This is a genomic window from Pseudomonas flavocrustae (genome assembly GCF_029872515.1).
Taxonomy (GTDB): domain Bacteria; phylum Pseudomonadota; class Gammaproteobacteria; order Pseudomonadales; family Pseudomonadaceae; genus Chryseomonas; species Chryseomonas aestiva.
Window position 1 is genome coordinate 141,559 of sequence record NZ_JAPDIQ010000010.1, and the last position, 25,403, is coordinate 166,961.

A 25,403-nucleotide genomic window follows, 5' to 3' on the forward strand; every position below is an offset into this window, starting at 1 on the left:
TAGCCCGGGCGTGCCTGGTCCTGTACAAGGACCTCTGGCCGCCAGGACCGCAAGACGATGCACTACCGCAACCTGCTCCGCCGCCTCGACCTGGTCTCGCTGCAGCTGCTGCTGGCGGTGCACGAGGAGGGCACCCTGACCCGCGCCGCCGAGCGCGAGATGATCGCCCTGTCCGCCGCCAGCAAGCGCCTGCATGATCTGGAGCGGTCGCTCGACATCGAACTCTTCGAGCGCAACGCCAAGGGCACCACCCTTACCCCGGTCGGCGAGACGCTGCTGCATTACGCCAAGCGCATCCTTGCCGACGTCGAGCGCATCAGCATCGACGTCGGCGAACACCTGCAGGGCGTGCGCGGCTACGTGCGGATGATGGCCAACATCTCCGCCATCATCGAATTCCTCCCCGAGGACCTGCAGGCCTTCACCGTCGGCCATCCCCAGGTCAAGATCAGCCTGGACGAGCGACCCAGCGCCGGGGTGGTGAAGGGCGTGCTGGAAGGCGCCGCCGACCTGGGCATCTGCTCCTCGGACACCGACACCCGCGGCCTGCTGGCCGTGCCCTACCGGCAGGACACCCTGGTGGTGGTGATGCGTCCCGATCATCGCCTGGCCGCCCGCGCACGGCTGGCCTTCGCCGAGACCCTGGACGATGACCACGTCGGCCTGCACGCCGACAGCTTCATCAACCTGCGCACCAAGGCCGCCGCCCGCAGTCACGGCAAGGCCTTGCGCCTGCGCATCCATGTACCCGGCTTCGATGCCGTGTGCCGCATGGTGCAGGCGGGTTTCGGGCTGGGCGTGCTGCCGCTGCAGGCCTTCGAACTCATCGGGCGACCGCTCGGACTGATCGCCGCGGCGCTGGATGACGACTGGTCCCAGCGCAGCCTGGCGCTGGTGGTCCGCGACGTCGAGACGCTGTCGCCGGTCAGCCGGCTGCTCTACGACCACCTGCTGGAGGTCTGAATCCGGGTCTTCGCGATTCGCGAAGACCCCTTGCCGAAAGACGTTAACCACCGGCTGCTCTATTGTCCTAGCATCGGCCTCATTCCAATAACAAAGAGGCTCGCCCGCCATGACGGCTCTCACCGGACTCCGTGTCATCGAGATCGGCACGCTCATCGCCGCCCCCTTCGCCGCCCGCCTGCTGGCCGAATTCGGCGCCGAAGTGATCAAGATCGAAGCCCTGGACAAGGGCGATCCCCTGCGCAAGTGGCGCAAGCTGCACGAGGGCACCTCGCTCTGGTGGTACCTGCAGTCGCGCAACAAGAAGTCCCTCGCCCTAAATCTGCGTTCCGCCGAAGGCGTGGCCCTGGTCAAACAGCTGGTCGAGGGCGCCGACGTGCTCATCGAGAATCTGCGCCCGGGCGCCCTGGAAAAGCTCGGCCTGGGCTGGGACGTGCTGCACGCCCTCAATCCCAAGCTCACCCTGGTGCGCATCTCCGGCTACGGCCAGACCGGCCCCTATCGTGATCGCCCCGGCTTCGGTGCCATCGGCGAGGCCATGGGCGGCATCCGCTACACCACCGGTACTCCGGGCGTGCCGCCGGCGCGGGTCGGGGTCAGCCTGGGCGATTCCCTGGCTTCCATGCACGCGGTGATCGGCGCCCTGATGTCGGTGCTGCGGGTCAAGACCGGCCAGGGCGATGGCCAGGTGGTTGACGTCTCCCTGGTCGAGAGCGTCTTCAACGTCATGGAAAGCCTGGTACCCGAATACTCCATGCTCGGCCATGTGCGCGAGCGTACCGGTGGCGCCTTGCCCGGTATCGCCCCGTCCAACACCTATCCCACCGGCGACGGCGGTTTCGTGGTGATCGCCGGCAACAGCGATCCCATCTATGTGCGGCTGATGCAGGCCATCGGCCGACCCGATCTGGCCGAGCGCCCGGATCTGGCGCAGAACGACGGGCGCGCCCGCCACTGCGAGCTGATCGACGAGGCCATCGCCGCCTGGACCGGCAGTCGCGGCATCGACGAGGTGCTGGAGATCCTCGAAGGTGCCGAGGTTCCGGCCGGACGCATCTATTCCGCCGCCGACATCGTCACCGATCCCCATTACCAGGCGCGGGAGATGCTGCTGGACACCACTCTGCCCGACGGCGCCACCCTGAAGATGCCGGGCATCGTACCCAAGCTGTCGGCCACCCCGGGCCAGGTCAACTGGCAGGGTCCGACCCTCGGTGAGCACACCGATGGCCTGCTGGCCGAACTGGGGCTGAGCGAAGCGGATATCCAGCGACTCAGAAAGAGCGGGGTGGTGCAATGAGTAGCGAACGCCTGATCGTCCAGGAAGTCGCGCCCCGTGACGGCTTGCAGATCGAGCCGAGCTGGGTGGAAACCGCCGACAAGATCGCCCTGATCGACGGGGTCTCCGCGCTGGGTTTCTCGCGGATCGAGGCCGGTTCCTTCGTCTCGCCCAAGGCGGTGCCCATGCTGCGCGACGGCGAGGCGGTGTTCCAGGGCATCGCCCGCCGGGCCGGGGTGACCTATGTCGCTCTGGTGCCCAATCTCAAGGGCGCCCAGCGCGCCCTGGCGGCAGGCGCCGACGAGCTGAACCTGGTGCTCTCCGCCAGCCAGACCCACAATCGCGCCAACATGCGCATGAGTTGCGAGCAGTCCCTCGCCAGCTTCGCCGAGGTGGTGCAGCTGGCCAAGGGGCAGGCGGTCTCGCTCAACGGCACCGTGGCGACCACCTTCGGTTGCCCCTTCGAAGGACGCATCGACGAAGGCTGGGTATTCGAACTGGTGCAGCGCTATCTGGCGCTGGGCATGACCGGCATCACCCTCGCCGACACCACCGGGATGGCCAATCCGCGACAGGTTGCGCGGATCGTCCGCCAGGTGCTGGAACTGATCCCGGCGTCCGCCCTGACCCTGCATTTCCACAACACCCGTGGCCTGGGCCTGAGCAACGTCCTGGCCGCCTACGAAGCCGGCGCCCGGCGCTTCGACGCCGCCCTCGGTGGCCTCGGTGGCTGCCCCTTCGCCCCGGGCGCCTCCGGCAATATCTGCACCGAGGACCTGGTGAATCTCTGCGCCGAGATCGGCGTGGAGACCGGCATCGACCTGCAACGGCTGATCGAGTTGTCGCGCACCCTGCCGGCGCTGCTGGGGCACGACACCCCCGGCCAGGTGGCCAAGGCCGGGCGCAATTGCGATCTGCATCCGCCGCCCGCGACCGCTGGCTGAGCCGCACCCGCTTTCATTCGTTCGCCCTGACTACAACAACAAAGGAGCGCCAGTCTGGCCGCTCCCGGGAGACCGCTATGCCCTTATCCGCAACCTCCGCCGCCGCCGTGGCGGCCGCCGAACAGGCCATCGTCCGCAAGGTCGCCTGGCGGCTCATGCCGCTGATCATGATCTGCTACCTGTTCGCCTTCTTCGATCGCATCAACATCAGCTTCGCCAAGTTCCAGCTGCAGGCCGACCTGTCGCTGAGCAACACCGCCTATGGCCTGGGCGCGGGACTCTTCGTGGTGGGCTATGTGCTGTTCGAGGTACCCAGCAACATGATGCTGTACAAGGTCGGCGCTCGGCGCTGGATCGCGCGCATCATGATCTCCTGGGGCATCGCCACGGCGCTGATGATGTTCGTCACCACCGAATGGCAGTTCTATGTGCTGCGCTTCCTCATCGGCGCCATGGAAGCCGGCTTCGCGCCGGGCATCCTCTACTACCTGACGCTGTGGTTTCCGCAGAGCTATCGCGGGCGCATCACCTCGACGCTGTTCCTCGCCTCGGCCTTCGCCGGGCTGATCGGCGCCCCCGTCTCCGGGGTGATCCTCGGCCAGATGGACGGCCTGCTCGGCATTCGCGGCTGGCACTGGCTGTTCCTGGCGGGTGGCATCCCCTGCGTGCTGCTGGGCGTGCTGGTGCTGCGCCTGTTGCATGACCGCATCGCCGATGCGCCCTGGCTCAACGCTGACGAGAAGACCTTCCTGGCCAGCCGCATCGCCAGTCATGAAAACAACAGCCATGGCTCGCTGCTGGCGGCGATCCGACTGCCGGGCTTCCTGCTGCTCGCGGTGATCTACTTCCTGATCCAGGTCGCCTCCTATGGCCTCAACTTCTGGGCGCCGCAGCTGATCCGCAGTGCCGGGACCGAGAGCCCCACCCTCATCGGCCTGCTGACCGCCGTGCCCTACGTCTTCGGCGCCATCAGCATGGTGGTGGTGGGCCGGCTGTCGGACGCCAGCGGCGAGCGGCGCAAGTTCGTCTGCGGTCTGGTGATCGCCGGCGCCCTGGGGTTCTTCAGCGCGGGACTCTTCGCCGATCACACCACCTTCCTGATCCTGTCCCTGGCCCTGATGGGCGCCGGCATCATCGCCGCCATCCCGACCTTCTGGTCGCTGCCGCCGAAACTGCTGGCCGGCGCGGGTGCAGGGGCCGCGGGGGGTATCGCCCTGATCAACACCCTGGGGCAGCTCGGTGGCATCGTCAGTCCGGTGATGGTGGGCTACATCAAGGACATGACCGGCAGCACCACCCCGGCGCTCTATCTCATCGGCTGCACCAGTCTGCTGGCCGCCGGCCTGATGTTCTGGGCACTGCCGCAGAGCCTGCGGACCTCGGACAAGATCGGCGCCCGCCCGCCGGAGCCCGCGCCGGTCGAGGATGCCGCGCTGCTGGGCGACAAGCGCTCCCTCAACTCCTGAGGCTAGAGTTCCGGCGCGCGCCAGCGCCGGACCAACCGCAGCACCAGCACGAAGAACACCGGCACGAAGACCAGCGCCAGGGTGGCGCTGAGCATGCCGCCGATCACCCCGGTGCCCACCGCCTGCTGGCTCGCCGAGCTGGCACCGGTGGCCAGGGCCAGGGGCACCACACCGAGAATGAAGGCCAGCGAGGTCATGACGATGGGTCGCAGGCGCAGCCGGGCGGCGCGACAGGTGGCCTGGTACAGGTCCAGGCCGCCATCGTGCAGGCGCTTGGCGAATTCGATGAGCAGGATGGCGTTCTTCGCCGTGAGACCGATCACCGTGATCAGGCCGACCTTGAAGAAGACGTCGTTAGGCATCCCCCTCAGGGTCACCGCCAGCACCGCGCCGAGCACGCCCAGGGGCACCACCAGCAATACCGCGGTGGGAATCGACCAGCTTTCATAGAGCGCCGCCAGACAGAGGAACACCACCAGCAGCGACAGCCCCAGCAGCAGCGGCGCCTGGCCGGCGGAGAGGCGTTCCTGCAGCGACAGCGCCGTCCACTCCAGGGCGAAGCCGCGCGGCAACGCGGTGGCCAGGCGTTCCAGTTCGGCCATGGCCTCGCCGGTGGTGTGACCGGGCAGCGGTTCGCCGGACAGGCTGATGGCGGGATAGCCGTTGTAGCGCGACAGCTGCGCCGGGCCCTGGGTCCAGTCGGCGCTGACGAACGCGGACAGCGGCACCATGCGCCCGCGCTCGTTGCGTACCTCCAGGCGCAGCAGGTCGTCCACCTGGCTGCGGCTGCCCAGCTCGGCCTGCACGATCACCTGCTGCATCCGGCCGCGATTGGGGAAGTCGTTGACATAGCTTGAGCCCAGGGCAGTGCCCAGGGTCTCGCCGAGGGCGGCGAAGCCCACCCCCAGGGCGGCGGCCTGGCGGCGATCCACCACCAGCTGCACCTGGGCGCTGTCGGCCAGGGCGGTCTCCCGCACGTAGGCGATGATCGGATTGCCCGCCAGCCGGGCCTGCAACTCATCGCGCGCCGCCTTGAGCGCCGCCTGGCCGCGATTGGATCTGTCCTGCAGGCGCACCTCGAAACCGCTGGAAGTGCCCAGGCCTTCCACCGGTGGCGGCAGCACGGCGAAACCCTGGGCTTCGCTCTCGCCGGCCAGGGCGGCGTTGGCGCGTTCGGCGATGGCCGCGGCGGAGTCGGTCGGGCCGCGGGCGGACCAGTCCTTGAGGGTGGTGAAGGCCAGGGCGGCGTTCTGGCCGCTGCCGGAAAAGCTGAAGCCGAGCAGCACGAGGTCGTTGGCCACCCCGGGTTCGGCGGCGTAATGGCGTTCCAGTCGCTCGAGCACCTTGAGGGTGCGTTCCTGGGTGGCGCCGGGCGGCAGCTGGATGTCGGTGATCAGATAGCCCTGGTCCTCGCTGGGCAGAAAGGCGCCGGGCAGGCGGCCATAGAGCGCCACCAGGGCCACCAGCAGGACGGCGAACAGCAGGAGATTGGGCAGCAGCCGGCGGATGGCGCGGGCCACCCAGCCTTCGAAGCCGGCGGTCAGGCGCTCGAAGCCCCGGTTGAAGGCGCCAAAGAAGCCGCCGCGGGCATGGGTACCCTGGGGAATCGGCTTGAGCAGGGTGGCGCACAGCGCCGGGGTCAGACTCAGGGCGAGAAAGGCGGAAAGGAGGATGGCCACCGCCATGGACGCCGAGAACTGCCGATAGATGACGCCCACCGAACCGCTCATGAAGGCCATGGGCACGAAGACCGCGGTGAGCACCAGGGTGATGCCGACGATGGCGCCGGAGATCTCGCCCATGGCCTTGCGGGTGGCGGCGCGTGGGTCGAGACCCTCGCTGGCCATCAGCCGCTCGACGTTCTCCACCACCACGATGGCGTCGTCCACCAGGATGCCGATGGCCAGCACCATGCCGAACAGGGTCAGCACATTGATCGAATAGCCCAGCGCCAGGAGCACGGCGCAGGTGCCCAGCAGGGCCACCGGCACCACCAGGGTCGGGATCAGGGTGTAGCGCAGATTCTGCAGGAACAGGTACATCACCGCGAACACCAGCGCCATGGCCTCCAGCAGGGTATGGATGACCTGGGTGATGGATATCTCGACGAAGGGCGCCGTGTCGTAGGGGATGTCGTATCTCATGCCCGGCGGAAAGTACCGGGACAGCTCGGCCAGCTTGGCGCGCACCGCCTTGGCGGTGGCCAGGGCGTTGGCGGTGGGTGCCAGCTGCACCCCGACCGCCACCGAAGGCTTGCCGTCCAGCCGCGTGCCGAAGTTGTAGCTCTGGCTGCCCACCTCGACCCGGGCCACGTCGCCCAGGGTCACGCTGGAGCCATCGGCCCCGGCGCGCAGCAGGATGCCGGCGAACTCCGCCGGGTCGCTCAACTGGCCCTTGATCAGCACCGGCGCGCTCAGCTCCTGGCCAGCGGGGGCGGGCAACTCGCCAAGGCTGCCGGCCGCCACCTGGACGTTCTGCTCGGCGATGGCGCGGGTCACGTCGGCCGGGGTCAGACCGACCGCCACCAGCCGACTGGGATCGAGCCAGACGCGCAGGGCGTGCTCGGCGCCGAACAGCTGGGCCTTGCCCACCCCGTCCAGGCGGCGCAGTTCGTTGACCACGTTGCGCGCCAGATAGTCGCTCAGGGCGGTGGTGTCGAGGCGCTCATCGGTGGCGGTAAGGGTGACGAACAGCAGGTAGCCGGCGGAAGTCTCCTCGATCTGGATGCCCTGCTGGGTGACCGCGCGCGGCAGGCGCGGCTCCACCACCTTGAGGCGATTCTGGATGTCCACCTTGGCCAGTTCCGGATCGGTGCCGGGCTGGAAGGTCACGGTCAGGGTGGCGCTGCCCTGGCTGCTGCTGGAGGAAAAGTAGAGCAGATGGTTGACGCCATTGAGTTCCTGCTCGACCAGGCTGACCACGCTCTCGTCCAGGGTCTGCGGCGAGGCGCCCGGATAGCTCAGGGTCAGCTCGATCTGCGGCGGCGCCACATTGGGATACTGGGCCACCGGCAACTGCGGCAGGGCCAGCAGGCCGGCGAGCAGGATGAACAGCGCCACCACCCAGGCGAACACCGGGCGGTCGATGAAGAAGTTGGCCATCAGCGCACCTCCGCCGCGGTGGCCTGGGCTTCTTCAGGCTCCACCACCAGGCCCGGCTGCGCCTGTTGCAGGCCGGAGAGCAACACCCGCTCACCGGCGGCGAGACCGGACTCCACCACCCAGCGCCCTTCGACCACCGGGCCCAGACGCACCTCGCGCAGGGCCACCCGGTTTTCGGCGTCCACCACCCAGACATGAGCCCCACCATCGACGCTGCGCCGCACCGTCCGTTGCGCCACGCTCAGGCCCTGGTCGAGGCGCGCCTGCTCCAGGCGCACCCGCACGAAGCTGCCCGGCAGGAGGTCGTGCCGCGGATTGGGAAACTGGCTGCGCAGGGTGATCTGCCCGGTGCTGGCGTCCACCGCCAGATCGGCGAACAGCAGGCGGCCGCTCTCGGGGTAGGGGCTGCCGTCCTCCTGCAACAGGGTCACCCGGGCCTGATCCGGCGCCACCTGCTGCAGACGACCATCCCGCAGCGCATCGCGCAGGGTCTTGAGCTGGCGGGTCGACTGGGTGACATCGGCATGGATGGGGTCCAGCTGTTGGATGATCGCCAGGGGCGTGGCATCGCCCTGGCCGACCAGGGCGCCTTCGGTGACCAGGGCCTTGCCGATGCGCCCGGCGATGGGCGCTTTGACCGTGGCATAGCCCAGGTTCAGTCGCGCCCGCTTGAGCGCTGCCCGGGCCGCTGCCACCTCGGCCTGCGCCTGCAGGCTGGCACCGCGGGCATTGTCCTGCTCCTGGCGACTGATCGCCTCGCTCTCCACCAGCGCCGCATAGCGCTCGGCCAGCCGCTGCGCCTGGAAGGCGCTGGCCTCGGCCTTGCGCAGGGCGGCCGCGGCGCTGTCCACCTCGGCCTGCAGCGGCGCCGGATCGATACGGAACAGCACCTCGCCGGCCTTGACCTCGCTGCCCTCGCGAAACACCCGCTGCAGCACGATGCCGGCGACCCGTGCCCGCACCTCGGCGGTCCGTGGCGCCACCAGGCGGCCACTGAGTTCGCTGGCGATGGCCAGGGGCGTCGGTTGCAGTGTCTCCACCTGCACCCTGGGCGCGGGCGGGGTGGCGGCGTCCGGGGCCGGACGGTCGCAGGCGGCGAGCAGCAGGCAGAGCAGCACGAGGCTGCCGAGGGCAGGGCGGGACAGGGACATCGGGGCTTCCTCCAGAAGAGCGCCATGGTAGGCGTCTCGCTCAAGCCACCCTGTAAACGTCTGTAGGTCTCTTGTGAAAGAGTGTTAAGCCGTGCGCCCGCCCGCCCGGGGCTCGGCTATGCTCGGCACTTGCCCGCCACGAAGACCTGCCGTGATCCCCTTGCTCATCGTCGAAGACGACACCGCCCTGGCCGAGCTCATCGCCACCTACCTGGGCCGCCAGGGCTATGCCGTGACGGTGATCGGTCGCGGCGACGAAGCCCTGGCCGCGGTGCAGCGACTGCGCCCACAGCTGGTGGTGCTCGACGTCATGCTGCCCGGGCTGGACGGCCTGCAGGTCTGTCGCCAGCTGCGCGCGACCCAGCCGAGCCTGCCGATCCTGATGCTCACCGCCCTGGACGACAGCCACGACCAGGTGCTGGGGCTGGAGATCGGCGCGGACGACTACGTCAGCAAGCCCTGCGAACCGCGGGTGCTGCTGGCACGCATCCGCACCCTGCTGCGCCGCTGCCAGCTGGTCGAGGCGCCTGCCGATGACCGCCTTACGATCGGTCAGCTGCAGCTGCTGCCGGGCGAGCGTCAGGTCTGGTGGCGCGACCAGCTGGTGGAGCTGTCCTCCACCGAATTCAACCTGCTGGCGATCCTCATGCGCCATGCCGGCGAGGTACTCAGTCGCGACCAGCTGATCCAGCAGCTGCGCGGCATCGAATTCAACGGCGTCGACCGTTCGGTGGATGTGGCCATCTCCAAGCTGCGGCGGCGTTTCGAGGAGCATCCCGGCGAAGCCCGGCGGATCAAGACCGTCTGGGGCAAGGGTTATCTGCTCTCCCGGGCCGAGTGGGACTAGTGTGGTGTCTCAGAAGTTAACTGCACAATTTTGGCGGCGCTTTTTGATTCTGAGCGTCGTTGCCCCTCCTCGCCATAGCCCTGCTATGACTCGTCGCGGCGCCTAGCCCATAAGCAAAAATCACTCGCCAATTCTTGCGCGAACTTCTGAGGCACCACACTTGATGCTCAAGATCCTCGTCCGCCTCTACCTCATCCTGCTGGTGACCTACGGCGCCGCCAGCTACCTGGTGCCCGAGGCGTTGATCAGGGTGTTCGACGAGCGTTACAGCCGCTACGCCCTGGAGCAGTTGCACGGCCCGCTCAGCCTGGCGCAGCGCGCCTTCGTTACCACGCCGCCGGCGCGCTGGCCGGCGGTACAGCAGGAACTGGCCACGGATCTGGCGCCCATCACCCTGCGCCTGGTCGCGCTCGAGGATCCGGTCTTCACCGTTGCCGAGCGCAGGGCGCTCGAAGCCGGCGAGCGGCAGGTGCGCCTGGGCGACTATGGCGAGCCCAGCGCGGCCCTGGTGCCGCTGCCGGCGGAGCAGGTGCTCTGGGTCGGCATCCCCGAGGCGCCCACCGACATCGCCCTGACCTACTGGGCCATGAACGCCCTGATCGGCGCCGCGCTGCTGGTCTGTCTCTATGTCTGGCTGAGACCGCACTGGCGTGACCTGGAACGGCTGCGGCGTACCGCGGCGCGCCTGGGCAAGGGCCATCTGGGCGAGCGCACCGCCATCTCGCCGCGCTCGGACATCGGCGAGGTGGCGCGGGCCTTCGATGACATGGCCCAGGAGCTGGAGGCGCTGATCGTCCAGCAGCGCGACCTGCTCAACGCCGTTTCCCATGAATTGCGCACGCCGCTGTCACGCCTGGAGTTCGGCCTGGCGCTGCTGCAGGCCGATCCGCTGCCGGCCGAGACCCAGCGGCAGCTGGAGCAACTGGTGCGTCACGTCCGCGAACTGGATGCCCTGGTCGACGAATTGCTGTCCTTCGCTCGCCTGCAGAGCAGCCAGCAGCCGCCCGAACGCCTGAGCCTGGAACTCGAAGCCTTTCTCGACAGCGTGCTGGCCGACTTCGCCGAAGAGCAGGAACGCCGCGGTGTCGCGGTGCATCTGGACGTGACGCAGGCACCCAGGCGAGTGGAGCTGGCGCCTCGCCTCACCGCCCGTGCCCTGCAGAATCTGCTCGGCAACGCCTTGCGCTATGGCCAGCGCGAGGTCTGGGTAACGGTCCGCGGCGACGGCGAAGAGCTGCTGATCGCCGTCGAGGACGACGGCGAAGGCATTCCCGCGGCGGAGCGCGAACGGGTCTTCGAACCCTTCTATCGCCTGGATCGCAGTCGCGACCGCGCCACCGGCGGCTTCGGCCTGGGTCTGGCCATCAGCCGTCGCGCAGTGGCAAACCAGGGTGGCCGCCTGGACCTGAGCGCCGGCGCTCGGGGTGGCGCCCGGTTCGAGATCCGCCTGCCGTTGCAGCCGCGCCTGGGGCTCGCCTGAGGCCGCTGCGGCCCCTACACTTGGCGCCCCCGCCCGTTTCGGAATTGTCATGGCAGAGCCCTTCGACCGCCAGCCGCTGCAACCCCTGCTCGACCGTATCGCCGCCGCCGCACCGCGCCATTTCGGCGAAGGCGCGGTGGCCGACTACATCCCGGCCCTGGCCGAGGTGGCGCCGGATCAGTTCGGCATCGCCGTCTGCGACGTCAAGGGGCAGGTCTGGCGCGCCGGGGCGGCCGACACGGCCTTTTCCATCCAGTCCATCTCCAAGGTGCTCAACCTGGTGATCGCCATGCAGCGCCTGGACGAGCCGGACATCTGGACTCGCGTCGGCCGCGAACCCTCCGGCCATGCCTTCAATTCCATGGCGCAGCTGGAAGAAGAGAAGGGCGTGCCACGCAATCCCTTCATCAACGCCGGCGCCGTGCAGGTCTGCGAACTGCTGGTGTCGCGCATCATGTCGATCCACTGGATGATGCGCGAACAGGCGCGGCGCCTGGCCGGCAATCCGGCGATCAACTTCGACGACCGCGTGGCCCGTTCGGAGATGGACCACAAGGCGCGCAACGCCGCCCTGGCCTATCTGATGAAGGCCTACGGTAATCTCCATAGCGAGGTCGATGACGTCCTCGACGTCTATTTCCACGGCTGCGCCCTGGCGATGAGTTGCGTCGACGTGGCCCGCGCCTTCGCCTTTCTCGCCAACGGCGGGGTCAATCCCCAGGATGGCCAGGCCGTGGTGACGCCCCAGCAGACCCGCCAGCTCAACGCCCTGCTGCTGACCTGCGGCCTCTACGATGCGGCGGGCGACTTCGCCTGGCGCGTCGGCCTGCCGGGCAAGAGCGGGGTAGGGGGTGGCATCGTCGCCATCGTGCCCGGGCAGATGAGCATCTGCGTCTGGTCGCCCCGGCTGGACAGCTACGGCAACTCGGTCGCCGGCCTGCGCGCCCTGGAGACCCTGGTGGAAGGGCTGGGCGTGGCGCCGCTGGGCTAAGAAGCTATTCACATCTGCTGCGCGTTGGCCAAACGGCGTTGAAAAGCCCCTGGAAGGCCAGCCCCGCCGGAATGCTCGTTTACGACGAATGAACTCGAGCGCGAGCCCGGTCCGCTTCCTCAGGCCTTTTCGCGGGGCCGCCTAGGCCTTGTTTGGCTCTAGCTCGCAAGATCGTGAACAGCTTCTAATAGGCCATGGACAGGCTGAGAGTCACCTGGGGCACCACGCCGTCGGTCTCGCCCTCCGGACCGCTCAGGTCGCGCAGGGCGCCGTCGCGATAGAGCGCCAGGGCTTCGGCGCGAGCGCTCCAGCGCGTCTCGCCCCAGCGAAAGGGCTGTTCCAGGGCCAGGCCGGTGCGCGCATAGAGGCGGTCGCCGGAGTCCGCTCCATAGAAGCCGTTCCAGCCCACCCCCAGGGCGCTGGGGAAGCTCAGACGCAGGCCGCTGGCCGAGAGATCCAGGCCTGGTTCCAGGCTGCCCTGGGTGTAGAGACCGCTGTCACCCTGGGTGCGGGTGGTCACCGCAAGTCCCGGGCGCCAGGCGCCCAGGCCCGTATCGGCCTGGTAGGCCAGGGTCAGGCTGGCCTCTTGCGTGGTGGCGGCGACGTCGTTGGGGCTGCTCTTGACCGTGTAGACGAAGCCGACCCTCAGACCCTCGGCCGGTGACACCACCAGGCCCACCAGGTTGTTGCTCTCGTACCAGCGCCGCGGGCTGACCCGTTCCTCGCTGGATGGGCTGTGCAGGCCGTTGCTGCTGCTGAACACCAGCCAGGCATCGGCCACGCCGTCGCTTCCCTGGTGCAGATCCAGCGCGAAGCCCGCCTGCAGGTGCAAGGGGATGCGGTCGAGGCTGGCCGCGTCGTCATCGTAGTTGCCGCGGGAGAAGTCGCCGTTGCGCACGTCCATGCCCAGTTGCGGATGGAAGCGCCCGGAGTTTTCGCTGACCTCCACGCTGCCCAGGGCGGCATCTTCGCTTTCGATGGAGGGCACGCTGCGCGGCGCGGCGGTGGCCGTCAGAGCCAGACCACCTGCTAGCAGGCAGACGCAACGCAGGGGCGAAAAGAATGGCATGGCGGGTGACTCCGGGGGCGCGGGGCGCTCCGGGGGCGTGGCGCCATGAGCTATCGGACCGAGCCGTCGCAGAGCGGGTTCCGAGGCCCTAGAGCACCGGTGAGAACACCCGCGCCACCCGCATGGCGACCCGCCGCCAGCGGCGCAGGGCGGTGTTGTCCTCGGGGGTGAGTTCGCGGGAGCGACTGAAGTCCTGTTCCAGCATCTTGCGCACCTCCCAGGCGAAGGCGACGTCCATCACCATCACCATGACCTCGAAGTTGAGGCGGAAGGAGCGGTTGTCCAGGTTGGCGCTGCCCACCGCGGCCACGTCCTCGTCGATCAGCACCACCTTCTGGTGCAGGAAGCCCGGTCCGTAGCGGAACACCCGCACCCCGGCATGCACCGCTTCGAAGGCATAGAGATAGGAGGCGGCATAGACCACCTTGTGGTCCGGTCGCGAGGGCAGCAGGATGCGCACGTCGACCCCGCGCAGGGCAGCCAGGCGCAGGGCGGCCGAAACGGCTTCGTCAGGGATGAAATAGGGCGTGGTGATCCAGACCCGGTGGCGCGCCGAGTGGATGGCCTCGACAAAGAACAGCGAGCAGGTCTCCTGGTCGTCCGCCGGCCCGCTGGGCACCACCTGGCAGAGCACACCGCCCTCTTCGTAGCGTTCCGGCAGCAGCAGGGTGGGCAGCCGCCGGGTGACCCAGTACCAGTCCTGGGCGAAGGTCTCCTGCAGGGTGGCCAGGGCTGGGCCGCGCAATTCCAGGTGGGTATCGCGCCAGGGCGCCAGGGGCGGCTTGAGGCCCATGTATTCGTCGCCGACGTTGAGCCCGCCGGTAAAGCCCACCTCGCCATCGACGATGACGATCTTGCGGTGATTGCGGAAGTTGACCTGGAAACGGTTGATCAGCCCGCGTCTGTTGCTGAAGCCCTTCACCTCGCAACCGGCCTCGCGCAGCTTTTCCACATAGGCGCGCGGCAGGGCATGGCTGCCGATGGCGTCGTACAGCAGAAAGACCTGGACCCCGGCGTGGGCCCGGTCGAGCAGGGTGTTCTGCAGGGCCAGGCCGAGGGCGTCGTCGTGGATGATGAAGAACTGCACCAGCACCACCTTCTGTGCACCGCGGATGGCCGTGAGGATGGCGGCGAAGGTTTCCTCGCCGTTGATCAGCAGGCGCACCTGATTGTTGGCGACGCAGGGGGTACCGGTGAGGGCGGTCATGGCCCTGAGCTTGCGATTGGCCGCGCTGCACTGCTGGGCGGCCATGGCCTCGGCGATCCAGGGCCGCCAGTCCAGCTCGGCGGCCTGCCGCGCCATCTCCTCGTCGGCCTGGCGCCGCGCCTTCACATAGCTGTCGAAGCGCCGCCGGCCAAAGACCAGATAGGGGATCAGGCTGAGGAAGGGCATGAACACCAGCGCCATGGCCCAGGCCATGGCGCCCTGGGCGGTACGCACCGTGATGATGGCGTGGATCGCCGCGCTGATGCCGATCAGTTCGAGGACCAGGGCGATGTAGTGGAGATCGAGGGGCAGGGAAGGCACGCGGGCAGCTCTCGCTCCGGGGTGGATGTCAGAGAGGTTGGACCGCCCTGAGCACCACGAATTTCGGGGTGGCCGCGATCTGTTCGACGCGTCTGAACAGCCGCTTGAGTTTGGCGTGGTAACCCAGGTGGCGATTGCCCACCAGCCAGAGTTCGCCCTGCTCGGTCAGCGCCGCTCGCGCCTGCTGGAACATGCGCCAGGCGAGGAAGTCACCCACCACCTGCTGCTGGTGGAACGGCGGGTTGCAGAGGATCAGGTCCAGCGACCGCGGCGGCTGGTCGGCCAGGCCGTCGGCCGCGCGGATCGCCACCGGCCGGTCGCCGAAGGCCGCGGTCCAGTTCTCCCGTGCCGACTGCACCGCCATGTAGGACTCATCCACCAGGGTGAATTGCGCCTCCGGATTGGCCAGGCCACAGGCCAGTGCCAGCACGCCGTTGCCGCAACCGAGATCGGCTATCCGGGCCTGGCCCAGTTGCTGAGGCAGGTGCGGGAGGAAGGCACGGGTGCCGATATCCAGACCCTCGCGGCAAAAGACGTTGGCGTGGTTGACCAGGGTCAGCGGCGGTGCATCCAGGCGATAACCAGTCGGGTAGGGCGAGGTCACCGCTGGTCGCGCCTCGGGCGTGGCGGTCAGCAGCCGCGCCTTCTTCACCGCCAGCGACGCCTGCACCGGACCGATATGCCGCTCCAGCAGATCGCCGGCGGCGCGGGGCAGGTGCTTGAGCATGCCGGCGGCGATCACCCGCGCACCGGGCGCCAGCTGGCCGTGCAGGCGGATCAGTTGTTCCTCCAGCAACGCCAGGGTCTTGGGCACCCGTATCAGCACCAGATCGAAGGGACCGCCGGTCGCCTCGCTGGCCGGGACGAAGGTCACCGCCTCGGCGGCAAGGCCGTTGCGCGCCAGGTTGGCTACCAGCGCCAGGGCCGCCAGGTGCGAGTCGCCACTGGAGGTCACCCGGGCATGAGTGGCGAGGCTGGCGGCCAGGGCGCCGAAGCCGTCGTTGAGCACCAGCACCCGGGCGGCGGGGTCCAGGCCATCCTCCGCGACCTGTTGCAGCAGGTATTCGTCGGCGGCGTCGAAGGCCTGCAGGGGATCGTCGCGGCGTGGTGGCTGGCGGTCGAGTTCTAGGGTGGCGAAGGGCGAGACGAGAGAAGGCATGGTTTCTGTCGGTGTTTATCGGCGGCTCACTGCGGGACAATGGCGCCAGGCAATCGGGAAAAAGAGGCCAGTATGACCGCCACCGAAGACAAGTTCACCCGCGAGACGATCACCGCCGTCTGGCCCTGGAGCGATAACCTCTTCAGCCTGAGGACCACCCGCGACCCGCGCTATCGCTTTCGCGCCGGCCAGTTCGCCCGGCTGGGCGTGCGCAAGGTCGATGGCGACATCGTCTGGCGGGCCTACTCCATGGTCTCGGCACCCCACGACGACTTCCTCGAATTCTTTTCCATCGTGGTGCCGGGCGGCGCCTTCACCAGCGAGCTGAGCCGCCTGCGCGAGGGCGACGAACTGCTGGTGGAAAAGCAGCCCTACGGCTATCTCACCCTGGAGAGATTCGGCGGCGGTCGCGACCTCTGGCTGCTGGCCACCGGCACCGGTCTGGCGCCCTTCCTGTCGATGCTGCAGGAACCCGACACCTGGGAGCGCTTCGAGCGCATCGTGCTGGTCTACAGCGTGCGCGAAGCCCGCGACCTGGCCTACCAGGCCGTCATCCGCGGTTACGGCGAGGTGGAACACCTCGAAGGCCTCACCGACCGCCTGGTCTATGTCCCCGTGGTCACTCGCGAGGAGCATCCCGGCGCCCTGCGTGGCCGCATCACCACCCTGATCGAGAACGGCGAGCTGGAACGCGCCGCTGGCGTCGAACTCTCGCCCGAGCACTCGCGCATCCTCATCTGCGGCAATCCGGAGATGGTCGACGACACCCGCCAGTTGCTCAAGACCCGCGATCTGCAGCTGGCCCTGAGTCGCCGACCCGGCCAGGTGGCGGTGGAGAACTACTGGTAGATAGGGTGCGGTGTTTCAGAAGTCACTGCACAATTTTGACGGCGATTTTTGCGTGTACTTCTAAAACACCACACCCGGCGCACCGGCGTCTTTACGTTTTCTTCACAATTGGAAAAGGTTGGGCCTTTAGTTTTGGGCCCGCCTTGCTCTAGGATCGGAATTTCCAAGGCTACCTTTCGAGTTCCGATGAGCAGTGACAGATCCGAGCCGCCCCCGGCCCCTGTGCCAGGTGCGGCTGACACCCCCTCCCGCCTTATCCCCTCCGTGGCCGTTCGGCCCCTTCAGACGGAGGTCCGCTGCTGATGGAATGGATCGCCGATCCCACCGCCTGGTTGGGACTGCTTACCCTGATCGTCCTGGAAATCGTCCTGGGCATCGACAACCTGGTCTTCATCGCCATCCTCGCCGACAAGCTGCCGCCCGCGCAGCGTGACAGGGCGCGGGTGATCGGCCTGTCGCTGGCGCTGATCATGCGCCTGGGCCTGCTGGCCAGCATTTCCTGGATGGTGACCCTCACCGAACCGCTGTTCGAGGTCTTCGGCAAGGCCTTCTCCGGTCGTGACCTCATCATGCTGTTCGGCGGTATCTTCCTGCTGTTCAAGGCCACCACCGAGTTGCACGAACGGATCGAGGGCCATACCCACAAGACCGGGGGCAATCGCGCCTACGCGGCCTTCTGGCCGGTGGTCGCGCAGATCGTGGTGCTCGACGCCGTGTTCTCGCTGGACGCCGTCATCACCGCCGTGGGCATGGTCGAGCACCTGAGCGTGATGATGATCGCCGTGATCATCTCCATCGGTCTGATGCTGGTGGCGAGCAAGCCGCTGACCGCCTTCGTCAACGCCCACCCCACGGTGATCATGCTGTGCCTGGGCTTCCTGATGATGATCGGTCTGAGCCTGACCGCCGAAGGCCTGGGCTTCCACATTCCCAAGGGCTATCTCTATGCCGCCATCGGCTTCTCGATCCTCATCGAGCTGGCCAACCAGGTGGTGCGCTGGAAGCGCAAGCGCCAGTTGCACGAGCGCCTCGGCATGCGCGAGCGGACCTCCCAGGCCGTGCTGCGCCTGCTGGGCGGTCGCCTGCGCGAAGACGAGGTGGACGAGGACATCGCCGAGTTGATGGACGGCGAGAAGGGCGAAGGCCCGATCTTCGATCGCCGCGAGCGGCTGATGATCAGTGGTGTGCTGCAACTGGGCGAGCGCCCGGTGCGCACGGTGATGACCGCCCGCGCCGACGTCGACATCCTCGATGCCGATGCCGCCCCGGAGCGCCTGCGCGAGCAGTTGCTGGCCTCGGCCCACTCGCGCCTGCCGCTGGTGGTCAACGGCAATATCGATGAACCCCTGGGCTACGTGCACAAGAAGGAGTTGTTCACCGACATCCTGCAGGGGCAGACCCCCGACCTGCGCAATCGCGTACGTACACCCATCCATCTGCCGGCCCAGGCCTCGGTGCTCAGCGCCCTGGAGCAACTGCGTGCGGCCTCGACCCACGTGGCCTTTGTGGTCAACGAGTTCGGCGGCTTCGAAGGCTTGCTGACCCTGACCGACATTCTCGAGGCCATCGCCGGCGAACTGCCGGATGCCAGCGAGGACAGCCTGCCGGAGCTGGAAAAGGTGGAAAACGGCTATCGCGCCAGCGGTGGCCTGACGCTGCATCCACTGGCGCAGCGCACCGGCTTCCAGATCGCCGAAAACGAGGACTACCAAACTCTCGGCGGCCTGGTGGTGGACCTGCTGGGGCGCCTGCCGGTGGCCGGCGATCGCCTGGAATACCAGGGCTGGCAGCTGACGGTGGAGTCGGTCAAGGATCGGCGGATCGGCTGGATCCGCCTGGAGCGACCCGCCTCCTAGCGAGGCGGGTTCGACAAGGACATTACAGCGGGTTGACCGGCGGTTCCTGCTTCACCACAGGGGCTACCGTCGGCTGGCTGTTCTGTTCCTTCAGCAGGTCACGGATCTCGGTCAGCAGGACTTGGTCCTTGGTCGGACCGGACGGGGCGGCCTCCTGATGCAGACGCAGGCGGTTGAGCACCTTGATCGCCATGAAGATGGCGAAGGCGATGATCACGAAGTCGAAGATGGTCTGCAGGAACTTGCCATAGGACATCACCACCGCCGGTTGATCGCCCATGGCCGCGCGCAGGGTGATCGCCAGTTGCGAGAAATCCACGCCTCCCAGCAACAGGCCCAGTGGCGGCGTGATGATGTCGGCCACGAAGGACGACACGATCTTGCCGAAAGCCGCGCCCAGGATGATGCCGACCGCCAGGTCGACCACGTTGCCTCTCATGGCGAATTTCTTGAACTCGGCAATGATGCTCATGCTGCACTCCTTTGGATGGTTTCGAAGAGACGATAGACGATTGTGCTCGCTTCGCTCGGGTTTGGAACCCTGCGAGCGGTCCAGAGGTTCCCCGGCAGCGGCAAATCGCCGCGAAATCGGCAGCTGGTCGTGGCTGTCGCACTTTGTCGAAGGGGCCGGGTCCACCCTTGTACGCCGAGGGCTGCAACCCTCGCGACTTCCACTTCTCGCCCCCAAGGAGCCCCTGATGGTTGCCAAACACGACCTGCACAAAGACTTTCCCGAATACGCCGAGCAGCTGGACAGCCGTCCCCAGACCGATGCGGCCTTTGCCAAGCTGCTGGAAGACTACGCCAAGCTCGACCAGCAGATCCTCGATCTGGAGGAGGTGGAAGAATCCAGCGGCGACGAGGAACTGGGTCGCCTGCGGCGCGAACGGGTCCTGCTCAAGGACAAGATCGCTCAACAGCTGAAATACCCGTCCTAGCCGTGCCGGGCTCGGCCCTTGGTGCCGAGCCCACGTTTATGCGATTGGCAAGGGCCGCCGGCGTTGCCATCATGGCCTCCCAGGAGAGGACCGATGACCGACGAAGTGGCGATGTACCAGCAGTGGCACCTGTGGATCACCGAGGCGGCCGTGGAAGCCCAGCGCCGTCGCGTACAACTCGAATTCGCCGAATACAGCCGCCTGCTGGCCAACCTGCAGCTGCTCGAACAGGAGCGCTGGCAGCAGGCATTGCCGGTCTGGCTACGGGGCGATGTGGAGATGGTGTCGACGCTCAAGCACTAGCGCCAGAACCTCGCGACAGACCCTGATGACCAGGCGCTGAACGACCAGCGGTACCTGGCGGTCAATGGGGTACCCCAGGCGAATTTCGCCGGGTGAGCGAGGTTTATCCGGCCTACCTGGCCCTCCCAACGAGGATGTCCCCATGAAGCGTACCGCCCTGATCGCCCTGATGATGTTCGCCGCTGCACCCGTATTCGCCAAGGATCTGTGCGCGGCCCAGCTGCAGAAGCTGGACGATGCCAGCAAGATGAAGACCAACATGATCGGCCCGGGCAGTTCCCAGGCCCAGCAGATCGCCGGTTTCCGCAAGAGCGCCATGGAGGCACAGAAGGCCGGCGACGAGAAGAAGTGCATTGCCCAGGCCAACCAGGCCCTGACCATGCTGCGTCAGCCGGGTGGCGAGGGCAACTAAGGCTCAAGCCCGCTTTTGAGAGAGGCGCGCTCCCCCGGGATCGCGCCTTTTTACTGTCTATGCATCCAGTCGTGATATGCTGGGAATCTTCCTTTCTCGACTGGAGAACTTCGCCATGGCCAAGGCCAAGCGTCTCTACGGCTGCACCGAATGCGGCGCGACCTTTCCCAAGTGGGCGGGTCAGTGCGGCGAGTGCGGTGCCTGGAACACCCTGGTGGAAACCGTCGTCGAGACCTCCGCCGTGCCTTCCGGTCGCGCCGGCTGGGCCGGGGCGCAGGCGACCATCAAGACCCTGGCCGAGGTCAGCGTCGAGGAGACCCCGCGCTTCACCACCGACTCCACCGAACTCGACCGGGTGTTGGGGGGCGGCCTGGTGGATGGCTCCGTGGTGCTGATCGGCGGCGATCCCGGCATCGGCAAGTCCACCATCCTTCTGCAGACCCTCTGCCACCTGGCGGCGCGCATGCCGGCGCTCTATGTCACCGGCGAGGAATCCCAGCAGCAGGTGGCCATGCGCGCCCGCCGCCTGGGGCTGCCGGAAGACAAGCTCAAGGTCATGACCGAGACCTGCATCGAGACCATCGTCGCCACCGCCCGCCAGGAAAAGCCGCGGGTCATGGTGATCGACTCCATCCAGACCATCTTCACCGAACAGCTGCAGTCCGCTCCCGGCGGCGTGGCCCAGGTACGCGAGAGCGCGGCGCTGCTGGTGAGATTCGCCAAGCAGACCGGCACCGCCATCTTCCTGGTCGGCCATGTCACCAAGGAAGGCGCCTTGGCCGGGCCGCGGGTGCTCGAGCACATGGTCGACACCGTGCTCTATTTCGAGGGCGAGTCCGACGGCCGTCTGCGCATGCTGCGAGCGGTCAAGAACCGCTTCGGCGCGGTCAACGAACTGGGCGTGTTCGGCATGACCGACAAGGGCCTCAAGGAGGTCTCCAACCCCTCGGCGATCTTTCTCAACCGTGCCCAGGAAGCGGTGGCCGGCAGCGTGGTCATGGCGACCTGGGAGGGCTCGCGGCCGATGCTGGTAGAGGTGCAGGCCCTGGTGGACACCAGTCACCTGGCCAATCCGCGCCGGGTCACCGTGGGCCTCGACCAGAATCGCCTGGCCATGCTGCTGGCGGTGCTGCACCGCCATGGCAGCATTCCCACCTACGACCAGGACGTCTTCATCAACGTGGTCGGTGGGGTCAAGGTGCTGGAGACGGCGGTGGATCTGGCGCTGATGTCGGCGGTGATCTCCAGCCTGAGAGACCGCGCCCTGCCGCACGACCTGCTGGTGTTCGGCGAGATCGGCCTGTCCGGCGAGATCCGCCCGGTGCCCAGTGGCCAGGAGCGCCTCAAGGAAGCCGCCAAGCATGGCTTCAAGCGTGCCATCGTACCCAAGGGCAATGCTCCCAAGGATCCGCCGCCCGGTCTGCAGGTAGTCGCGGTGACCCGCCTCGAGCAGGCGCTGGATGCGCTCTTCGAATAGCCCTGGGCAGCATTTGTAATATTTTTTAAAACTCTCGGCGGGGCAGGGTGGTCTATCGGGCGCTTCCACGAACCCGGATATCCGCCATGCCTCGTCTGCTCCCGCTTTCCCTGTTCCTTGCCGGCCTTGCCACCAGTGCCCTGGTCCAGGCCGCCGATCCCAGCAGCTCCGCCCCGGCCAGTCTGGAGGTGGATCAGCTGGAGTGGCAGCATGCCGACGAAGGCAGCGTCTTCAATTGGGATCTGGAGGGCTGGGCGCTGGGCGGTGGTGCCAATCGCCTGGATTTCCGCAGCCAGGGCGAGCGTACCAACGGCCACACCGAGCAAGCCGAGGTGCAGGCGCTCTGGGGGCACAGCCTGGCCAAGGGCTGGGGCAGCGTGGCCGGCATCCGCCAGGATTTCAAACCCGGCTCGCCACAGACCTGGGCGGCCCTGGGCATCCAGGAGCACGATCCCGAGGATCTCGATATCGAGATCACCGCCTTCTTCGGCGAGAACAGCCAGACCGCCCTGCGCCTGGAGGCCGAATACGACTGGGCCCTGACCCAGCGGCTGATCCTCCAGCCCCATACCGAGCTCAACTTCTACGGTCGCAACGACGAGTCCCGCGGCCAGGGCGCCGGCTTTGCCGAAAGCGAGGCAGGCTTGCGCCTGAGATACCAGGTGACCCCGGAGGTCGCGCCCTATGTCGGGGTGTCCTGGAACGCCACCCACGGCAATACCGCCGCCATGGCGCGGGAAGAGGGCGAAGACACCCACGACGCGCGCCTGGTGGTGGGTCTGCATCTGGAGTTCTAAACCCGTTGGACTTCGTTTTCGCTCAACCCAACCTACGAGGCTACCGTCTAGGTTGGGTTGAGACGGCTTCATCGTCGAAGCCCAACAGCCAGGGCTGAGCCTCGCGCTCCGTTGGGCTTCGCTTTCGCTCAACCCAACCTACAAGGCTACCGTTGCAGGTTGGGTTGAGATGGCCTCATCGTCGAAGCCCGACAGCCAGGGCTGAGCCTCGCGCCTTGGGTTTCGCTTTCGCTCAACCCAACCCACCCAGGTGCTCAGGGCGTGCCCAGCGCCGCCAGCTCGCGCTCCAGCAGGGTCTCGTCGCCCAGGTTCAGCTCCACCAGGCGGCGCAGGTGGCTGATGGAATCCAGGTCGATCTGGCGACAGGCGAAGGCCAGCTGCTCGGGAGTTTCCCGCACCAGCTCCACGCCCATGGTCACCTGGGCCTCGTCGTTCAGCAGGACGCGCAGTTCATAGGTGGCGCTTGGCTGGGCCGACCAGTCGGCGGGCCGCGCCAGCAGCACGCCCTTGAGCGAGATGTCGTCGACGGGCGCTGCCCACTGGTGCTCACCCTGGTGCAACTGCGCAGGGGCATCGAAGGTGAAGCGGGTAAAGCGGCGACGCTCGTTGGTGTCGTTCATGGAAAGGCTTCCTGAGGTTTCCTGATCACTGTAGACGACCGTGGCCGTCCTGTATCGACTGCGCCTGGAAGGGTAGCCGGCTGCGGCCAGCGGAGCCACAGCGAGAGGGCTCATTGGTCGCCAGGGTGCGAGCAGTGGCCTTGGTCAGACGCTGGACGTGCCCTCGGGGCGCCAGCCGTACTCGCGCGCATGGCGGACCAGGTCGGCCGGCTTCTGGATGTCCAGCTTGCGGCGGATGCTCAGGCGATGGGTCTCCACCGTGCGCACGCTGAGCCCCAGTTGCTGGGCCATGGTCTTGTTGTTGAGCCCCTGGGCCATCAGCAGCAGCACCTGGCGTTCCCGCGGCGTGAGGTCGCCCTCGCTGGCGCCCCCTTCGCCCAGGCGGGCGGCGATGGCGCTGCTGTAGAAGCGCCCGCCGACCGCCAGGGCCTCCACCGCGGCGATGATCTCCTCCGAGGGTGCATCCTTGAGTACATAGCCGGCCGCGCCGACCCGCAGCGAGGTGCTTACGTATTCGCGATTGTCGTACATGCTCAGGATCAGTACCCGGGCGCGGGGTGCGCGCTCGGCGATCAGGGCGGTCAGCTCCAGGCCATTGATGTCCTTGAGGCCGATGTCCACCAGCAGGATGTCCGGATCGAGGCGCGCCAGCAGGTCGAGGGCCTCCGCGCCGCTGCCGGCCTCGCCGACCACGACGAAGCGCTCGATGGTGCCCAGCAGCGCCCGCACGCCGGCGCGGACCAGGGCATGGTCGTCGACCAGGAGGATGCGGATGGGCGTCATGTCGGGCTTTCCTCGTCGGCCGGGAGGTCCGAGCGTAGCAGAACCACGTCGAGGGTCGTGCCGCCGGGTCCGGACTGGATGGCGCAGCGACCCCCGAACAGCTCCACCCGCTCGCGGATATTGCGCAGGCCGATGCCGCCGCTGAGGCGCTCCACCTGGCCGGTATCGAAACCGCGGCCGTCGTCGTGCACGGTCAGGCAGATCCAGCGACCGCGGCGTTGCAGGTCGATGACCACGCGCCGGGCCGCGGCGTGGCGCTCGATGTTGGTCAGCGCCTCCTGGACGATGCGAAACAGGGCGACGTCCATGTCGCCGCCGGCGGGACTGTCGTCCAGGGTCTGCCGATAGTCCACGTCCAGGCCGCTGCGTTGGCGGAATTCCTCCACCAGCTGGCCGAGCGCGGCAGGCAGGCCGAGGGTGTCCAGCAGGGAAGGGTGCAGGTCGTGGGAGATGCGGCGGATCTCGCCGATGGCGGCGGCCAGGCGCTGGGTGCCCTCGCGCAGGGTCTCGCCGGCGTTGGACTTGCCCGCGCCCAGTTCGCGGCTGGCCAGTTCGAACTGGAACTTGATGGACACCAGCAACTGGCTGATGCCGTCGTGCAACTCGCGTGACAGCCGCGACCTTTCCTCTTCCTGGGAAGTGATGAGTCTCTGGGTCAGCTGCTTGAGCTTGCGATCGGCCAGGCGGTGTTCGCTGACGTTGAGCGTCAGGCCACCGGCGAACACCAGCAGCACCGCCACCAGGGCCACCCCGGCGCTGGCCAGCAGGGTGGTGCGGATGCCGGCGGCCACGTCGTGGCGGACCTGGGCGAGGGCGGCGTCCACGTCGTCCAGGTAGAGGCCGGTGCCCAGCACCCAGCCCCAGCGTTGCAGCTGGGTCACGTAGGCGAGCTTTTCCGCCATCTGCCCGCTGGAGGGCTTCTGCCAGCCATAGCGCTGGAAGCCATCGCCCTCCCGGGCGCTCCCGAGCAGCGCCTGGATCACCAGCAGGCCGGTACCGTCGGTCAGTTGCCAGAGATCCCGGCCGACCAGTTCGGGCTGGCGTGGATGCATGAGATTGCGGCCATGCTGGTCGTAGACGAAGAAATAGCCGTCGCTGCCGAAGTTCAGACTGGCCAGCAGCGCCAGTACCTTGGCCTTGGTGTCCTCGTCGTCGCGACCGCTGCCGTACAGCGGCTGGATGGCGCTGACGCCCATCTCCACATAGTTGCGCAACTCGGTCTTCTTGCTGCCGAGGATGCTGTGTTCGAGCAGCCGGGCCTGCTGCTCGCCCAGGCGCTGGCTCTGTTCCAGTACCACCAGGCAGACCGCGGCCACCGCCAGCAGCAGGGGCAGCAGTCCGAGGGCAACCATCTTGTATTTGAGCTGCATCGGCACCTGTCCGGACTGCC

At 67.5% G+C, this 25,403-nt stretch carries 23 protein-coding genes; 14 read left to right on the forward strand and 9 right to left on the reverse strand.

The window, feature by feature from the left end; translation table 11 throughout:
* Positions 1 to 57: 57 nt before the first annotated feature.
* The 4 genes from OMP44_RS20470 to OMP44_RS20485 all read left to right on the forward strand — a co-directional run bounded on the left by OMP44_RS20470 (position 58) and on the right by OMP44_RS20485 (position 4,652).
* Positions 58 to 963 carry a LysR family transcriptional regulator gene (locus tag OMP44_RS20470; RefSeq protein ID WP_133862144.1) on the forward strand — a complete coding sequence of 302 codons (906 nt, stop codon included), beginning with the start codon at positions 58 to 60 and terminating at the stop codon, positions 961 to 963.
* Positions 964 to 1,072: 109 nt separating this feature from the next.
* A complete protein-coding gene (locus OMP44_RS20475) occupies positions 1,073 to 2,263 on the forward strand; it encodes a CaiB/BaiF CoA transferase family protein (RefSeq protein ID WP_280310847.1) in 1,191 nt (396 codons plus the stop codon).
* A complete protein-coding gene (locus tag OMP44_RS20480) occupies positions 2,260 to 3,186 on the forward strand; it encodes a hydroxymethylglutaryl-CoA lyase (protein WP_280310848.1) in 927 nt (308 codons plus the stop codon). The genes OMP44_RS20475 and OMP44_RS20480 overlap by 4 nt, the downstream gene beginning before the upstream one ends.
* 77 nt (positions 3,187 to 3,263) lie before the next feature.
* A complete protein-coding gene (locus tag OMP44_RS20485) occupies positions 3,264 to 4,652 on the forward strand; it encodes an MFS transporter (RefSeq protein ID WP_133862141.1) in 1,389 nt (462 codons plus the stop codon).
* A 2-nt stretch (positions 4,653 to 4,654) separates the two neighbouring features.
* On the opposite strand, the gene OMP44_RS20490 is transcribed toward OMP44_RS20485, so the two are convergent.
* Entirely contained in the window at positions 4,655 to 7,753 is a 3,099-nt protein-coding gene (locus OMP44_RS20490) for a multidrug efflux RND transporter permease subunit (protein WP_280310849.1), read from the reverse strand.
* The gene (locus tag OMP44_RS20495; RefSeq protein ID WP_280310851.1) at positions 7,753 to 8,904 is read right to left on the reverse strand and encodes an efflux RND transporter periplasmic adaptor subunit; all 1,152 of its coding nucleotides are present in this window, start codon (positions 8,902 to 8,904) and stop codon (positions 7,753 to 7,755) included. The genes OMP44_RS20490 and OMP44_RS20495 overlap by 1 nt, the downstream gene beginning before the upstream one ends.
* A gap of 118 nt (positions 8,905 to 9,022) precedes the next feature.
* Between OMP44_RS20495 and OMP44_RS20500 the strand changes: the two genes are divergently transcribed.
* From OMP44_RS20500 to glsB, 3 genes are all read left to right on the forward strand, one after another.
* Positions 9,023 to 9,751, forward strand: coding sequence for a response regulator (locus tag OMP44_RS20500; protein ID WP_431312667.1), 729 nt, complete (start codon positions 9,023 to 9,025; stop codon positions 9,749 to 9,751).
* Between the two features lie 163 nt (positions 9,752 to 9,914).
* The gene (locus OMP44_RS20505) at positions 9,915 to 11,231 is read left to right on the forward strand and encodes an ATP-binding protein (RefSeq protein ID WP_280310853.1); all 1,317 of its coding nucleotides are present in this window, start codon (positions 9,915 to 9,917) and stop codon (positions 11,229 to 11,231) included.
* A 76-nt stretch (positions 11,232 to 11,307) separates the two neighbouring features.
* The gene (gene glsB, locus OMP44_RS20510; RefSeq protein ID WP_431312668.1) at positions 11,308 to 12,222 is read left to right on the forward strand and encodes a glutaminase B; all 915 of its coding nucleotides are present in this window, start codon (positions 11,308 to 11,310) and stop codon (positions 12,220 to 12,222) included.
* A 184-nt stretch (positions 12,223 to 12,406) separates the two neighbouring features.
* Here glsB and OMP44_RS20515 read toward each other — a convergent pair whose 3' ends face one another.
* The 3 genes from OMP44_RS20515 to OMP44_RS20525 all read right to left on the reverse strand — a co-directional run bounded on the left by OMP44_RS20515 (position 12,407) and on the right by OMP44_RS20525 (position 15,978).
* Entirely contained in the window at positions 12,407 to 13,291 is an 885-nt protein-coding gene (locus OMP44_RS20515) for a hypothetical protein (RefSeq protein WP_187981161.1), read from the reverse strand.
* 88 nt (positions 13,292 to 13,379) lie between these two features.
* Entirely contained in the window at positions 13,380 to 14,819 is a 1,440-nt protein-coding gene (cls, locus tag OMP44_RS20520) for a cardiolipin synthase (RefSeq protein WP_280310857.1), read from the reverse strand.
* A gap of 28 nt (positions 14,820 to 14,847) precedes the next feature.
* Entirely contained in the window at positions 14,848 to 15,978 is a 1,131-nt protein-coding gene (locus OMP44_RS20525; protein ID WP_280310859.1) for a methyltransferase, read from the reverse strand.
* A 72-nt stretch (positions 15,979 to 16,050) separates the two neighbouring features.
* Between OMP44_RS20525 and OMP44_RS20530 the strand changes: the two genes are divergently transcribed.
* Complete coding sequence (locus OMP44_RS20530; RefSeq protein ID WP_280310861.1) at positions 16,051 to 16,827, forward strand: ferredoxin--NADP reductase; 777 nt, start codon at positions 16,051 to 16,053, stop codon at positions 16,825 to 16,827.
* A gap of 302 nt (positions 16,828 to 17,129) precedes the next feature.
* Positions 17,130 to 18,683 carry a TerC family protein gene (locus OMP44_RS20535; protein ID WP_187981165.1) on the forward strand — a complete coding sequence of 518 codons (1,554 nt, stop codon included), beginning with the start codon at positions 17,130 to 17,132 and terminating at the stop codon, positions 18,681 to 18,683.
* 22 nt (positions 18,684 to 18,705) lie between these two features.
* Here the strand turns inward: OMP44_RS20535 and mscL are convergent, their stop codons facing one another.
* Positions 18,706 to 19,155, reverse strand: a complete 450-nt coding sequence (gene mscL, locus OMP44_RS20540; RefSeq protein WP_187981166.1) for a large-conductance mechanosensitive channel protein MscL — start codon at positions 19,153 to 19,155, stop codon at positions 18,706 to 18,708.
* 226 nt (positions 19,156 to 19,381) lie between these two features.
* Here mscL and OMP44_RS20545 point away from each other — a divergent pair, with 226 nt between their 5' ends.
* The 5 genes from OMP44_RS20545 (at position 19,382) to OMP44_RS20565 (ending at position 22,610) form a co-directional block, all read left to right on the forward strand.
* Positions 19,382 to 19,621: an HP1242/YdcH family protein gene (locus OMP44_RS20545; protein ID WP_007162691.1), complete on the forward strand. Its 240-nt coding sequence runs from the start codon at positions 19,382 to 19,384 to the stop codon at positions 19,619 to 19,621.
* Between the two features lie 93 nt (positions 19,622 to 19,714).
* On the forward strand, positions 19,715 to 19,924 hold the full coding sequence (locus tag OMP44_RS20550) for a hypothetical protein (RefSeq protein WP_183633565.1): 210 nt from the start codon (positions 19,715 to 19,717) through the stop codon (positions 19,922 to 19,924).
* Positions 19,925 to 20,066: 142 nt separating this feature from the next.
* Complete coding sequence (locus OMP44_RS20555) at positions 20,067 to 20,336, forward strand: hypothetical protein (protein ID WP_280310866.1); 270 nt, start codon at positions 20,067 to 20,069, stop codon at positions 20,334 to 20,336.
* A 115-nt stretch (positions 20,337 to 20,451) separates the two neighbouring features.
* Positions 20,452 to 21,813: a DNA repair protein RadA gene (radA, locus tag OMP44_RS20560; RefSeq protein ID WP_017639095.1), complete on the forward strand. Its 1,362-nt coding sequence runs from the start codon at positions 20,452 to 20,454 to the stop codon at positions 21,811 to 21,813.
* A gap of 86 nt (positions 21,814 to 21,899) precedes the next feature.
* A complete protein-coding gene (locus OMP44_RS20565) occupies positions 21,900 to 22,610 on the forward strand; it encodes a copper resistance protein B (protein ID WP_158895664.1) in 711 nt (236 codons plus the stop codon).
* A 254-nt stretch (positions 22,611 to 22,864) separates the two neighbouring features.
* Here OMP44_RS20565 and OMP44_RS20570 read toward each other — a convergent pair whose 3' ends face one another.
* From OMP44_RS20570 to OMP44_RS20580, 3 genes are all read right to left on the reverse strand, one after another.
* Complete coding sequence (locus OMP44_RS20570) at positions 22,865 to 23,230, reverse strand: PilZ domain-containing protein (protein ID WP_187981169.1); 366 nt, start codon at positions 23,228 to 23,230, stop codon at positions 22,865 to 22,867.
* 144 nt (positions 23,231 to 23,374) lie between these two features.
* Entirely contained in the window at positions 23,375 to 24,013 is a 639-nt protein-coding gene (locus OMP44_RS20575) for a response regulator (protein ID WP_187981170.1), read from the reverse strand.
* Positions 24,010 to 25,383 (reverse strand): cache domain-containing protein, encoded by a 1,374-nt coding sequence (locus OMP44_RS20580; RefSeq protein ID WP_280310870.1) that lies wholly within the window; start codon positions 25,381 to 25,383, stop codon positions 24,010 to 24,012. The genes OMP44_RS20575 and OMP44_RS20580 overlap by 4 nt, the downstream gene beginning before the upstream one ends.
* Positions 25,384 to 25,403: the final 20 nt, after the last annotated feature.

Excerpts from the sequence above, each read along its gene's own strand:
- OMP44_RS20470 (WP_133862144.1), top strand. The coding sequence starts at position 58 with ATGCACTACCGCAACCTGCTCCGCCGCCTCGACCTGGTCTCGCTGCAG.
- OMP44_RS20475 (WP_280310847.1), top strand. The coding sequence starts at position 1,073 with ATGACGGCTCTCACCGGACTCCGTGTCATCGAGATCGGCACGCTCATC.
- OMP44_RS20480 (WP_280310848.1), top strand. The coding sequence starts at position 2,260 with ATGAGTAGCGAACGCCTGATCGTCCAGGAAGTCGCGCCCCGTGACGGC.
- OMP44_RS20485 (WP_133862141.1), top strand. The coding sequence starts at position 3,264 with ATGCCCTTATCCGCAACCTCCGCCGCCGCCGTGGCGGCCGCCGAACAG.
- OMP44_RS20490 (WP_280310849.1), bottom strand. The coding sequence starts at position 7,753 with ATGGCCAACTTCTTCATCGACCGCCCGGTGTTCGCCTGGGTGGTGGCG.
- OMP44_RS20495 (WP_280310851.1), bottom strand. The coding sequence starts at position 8,904 with ATGTCCCTGTCCCGCCCTGCCCTCGGCAGCCTCGTGCTGCTCTGCCTG.
- OMP44_RS20500 (WP_431312667.1), top strand. The coding sequence starts at position 9,023 with ATGCTCGGCACTTGCCCGCCACGAAGACCTGCCGTGATCCCCTTGCTC.
- OMP44_RS20505 (WP_280310853.1), top strand. The coding sequence starts at position 9,915 with ATGCTCAAGATCCTCGTCCGCCTCTACCTCATCCTGCTGGTGACCTAC.
- OMP44_RS20515 (WP_187981161.1), bottom strand. The coding sequence starts at position 13,291 with ATGCCATTCTTTTCGCCCCTGCGTTGCGTCTGCCTGCTAGCAGGTGGT.
- OMP44_RS20525 (WP_280310859.1), bottom strand. The coding sequence starts at position 15,978 with ATGCCTTCTCTCGTCTCGCCCTTCGCCACCCTAGAACTCGACCGCCAG.
- OMP44_RS20530 (WP_280310861.1), top strand. The coding sequence starts at position 16,051 with ATGACCGCCACCGAAGACAAGTTCACCCGCGAGACGATCACCGCCGTC.
- OMP44_RS20535 (WP_187981165.1), top strand. The coding sequence starts at position 17,130 with ATGGAATGGATCGCCGATCCCACCGCCTGGTTGGGACTGCTTACCCTG.
- mscL (WP_187981166.1), bottom strand. The coding sequence starts at position 19,155 with ATGAGCATCATTGCCGAGTTCAAGAAATTCGCCATGAGAGGCAACGTG.
- OMP44_RS20545 (WP_007162691.1), top strand. The coding sequence starts at position 19,382 with ATGGTTGCCAAACACGACCTGCACAAAGACTTTCCCGAATACGCCGAG.
- OMP44_RS20550 (WP_183633565.1), top strand. The coding sequence starts at position 19,715 with ATGACCGACGAAGTGGCGATGTACCAGCAGTGGCACCTGTGGATCACC.
- OMP44_RS20555 (WP_280310866.1), top strand. The coding sequence starts at position 20,067 with ATGAAGCGTACCGCCCTGATCGCCCTGATGATGTTCGCCGCTGCACCC.
- radA (WP_017639095.1), top strand. The coding sequence starts at position 20,452 with ATGGCCAAGGCCAAGCGTCTCTACGGCTGCACCGAATGCGGCGCGACC.
- OMP44_RS20565 (WP_158895664.1), top strand. The coding sequence starts at position 21,900 with ATGCCTCGTCTGCTCCCGCTTTCCCTGTTCCTTGCCGGCCTTGCCACC.
- OMP44_RS20570 (WP_187981169.1), bottom strand. The coding sequence starts at position 23,230 with ATGAACGACACCAACGAGCGTCGCCGCTTTACCCGCTTCACCTTCGAT.
- OMP44_RS20575 (WP_187981170.1), bottom strand. The coding sequence starts at position 24,013 with ATGACGCCCATCCGCATCCTCCTGGTCGACGACCATGCCCTGGTCCGC.
- OMP44_RS20580 (WP_280310870.1), bottom strand. The coding sequence starts at position 25,383 with ATGCAGCTCAAATACAAGATGGTTGCCCTCGGACTGCTGCCCCTGCTG.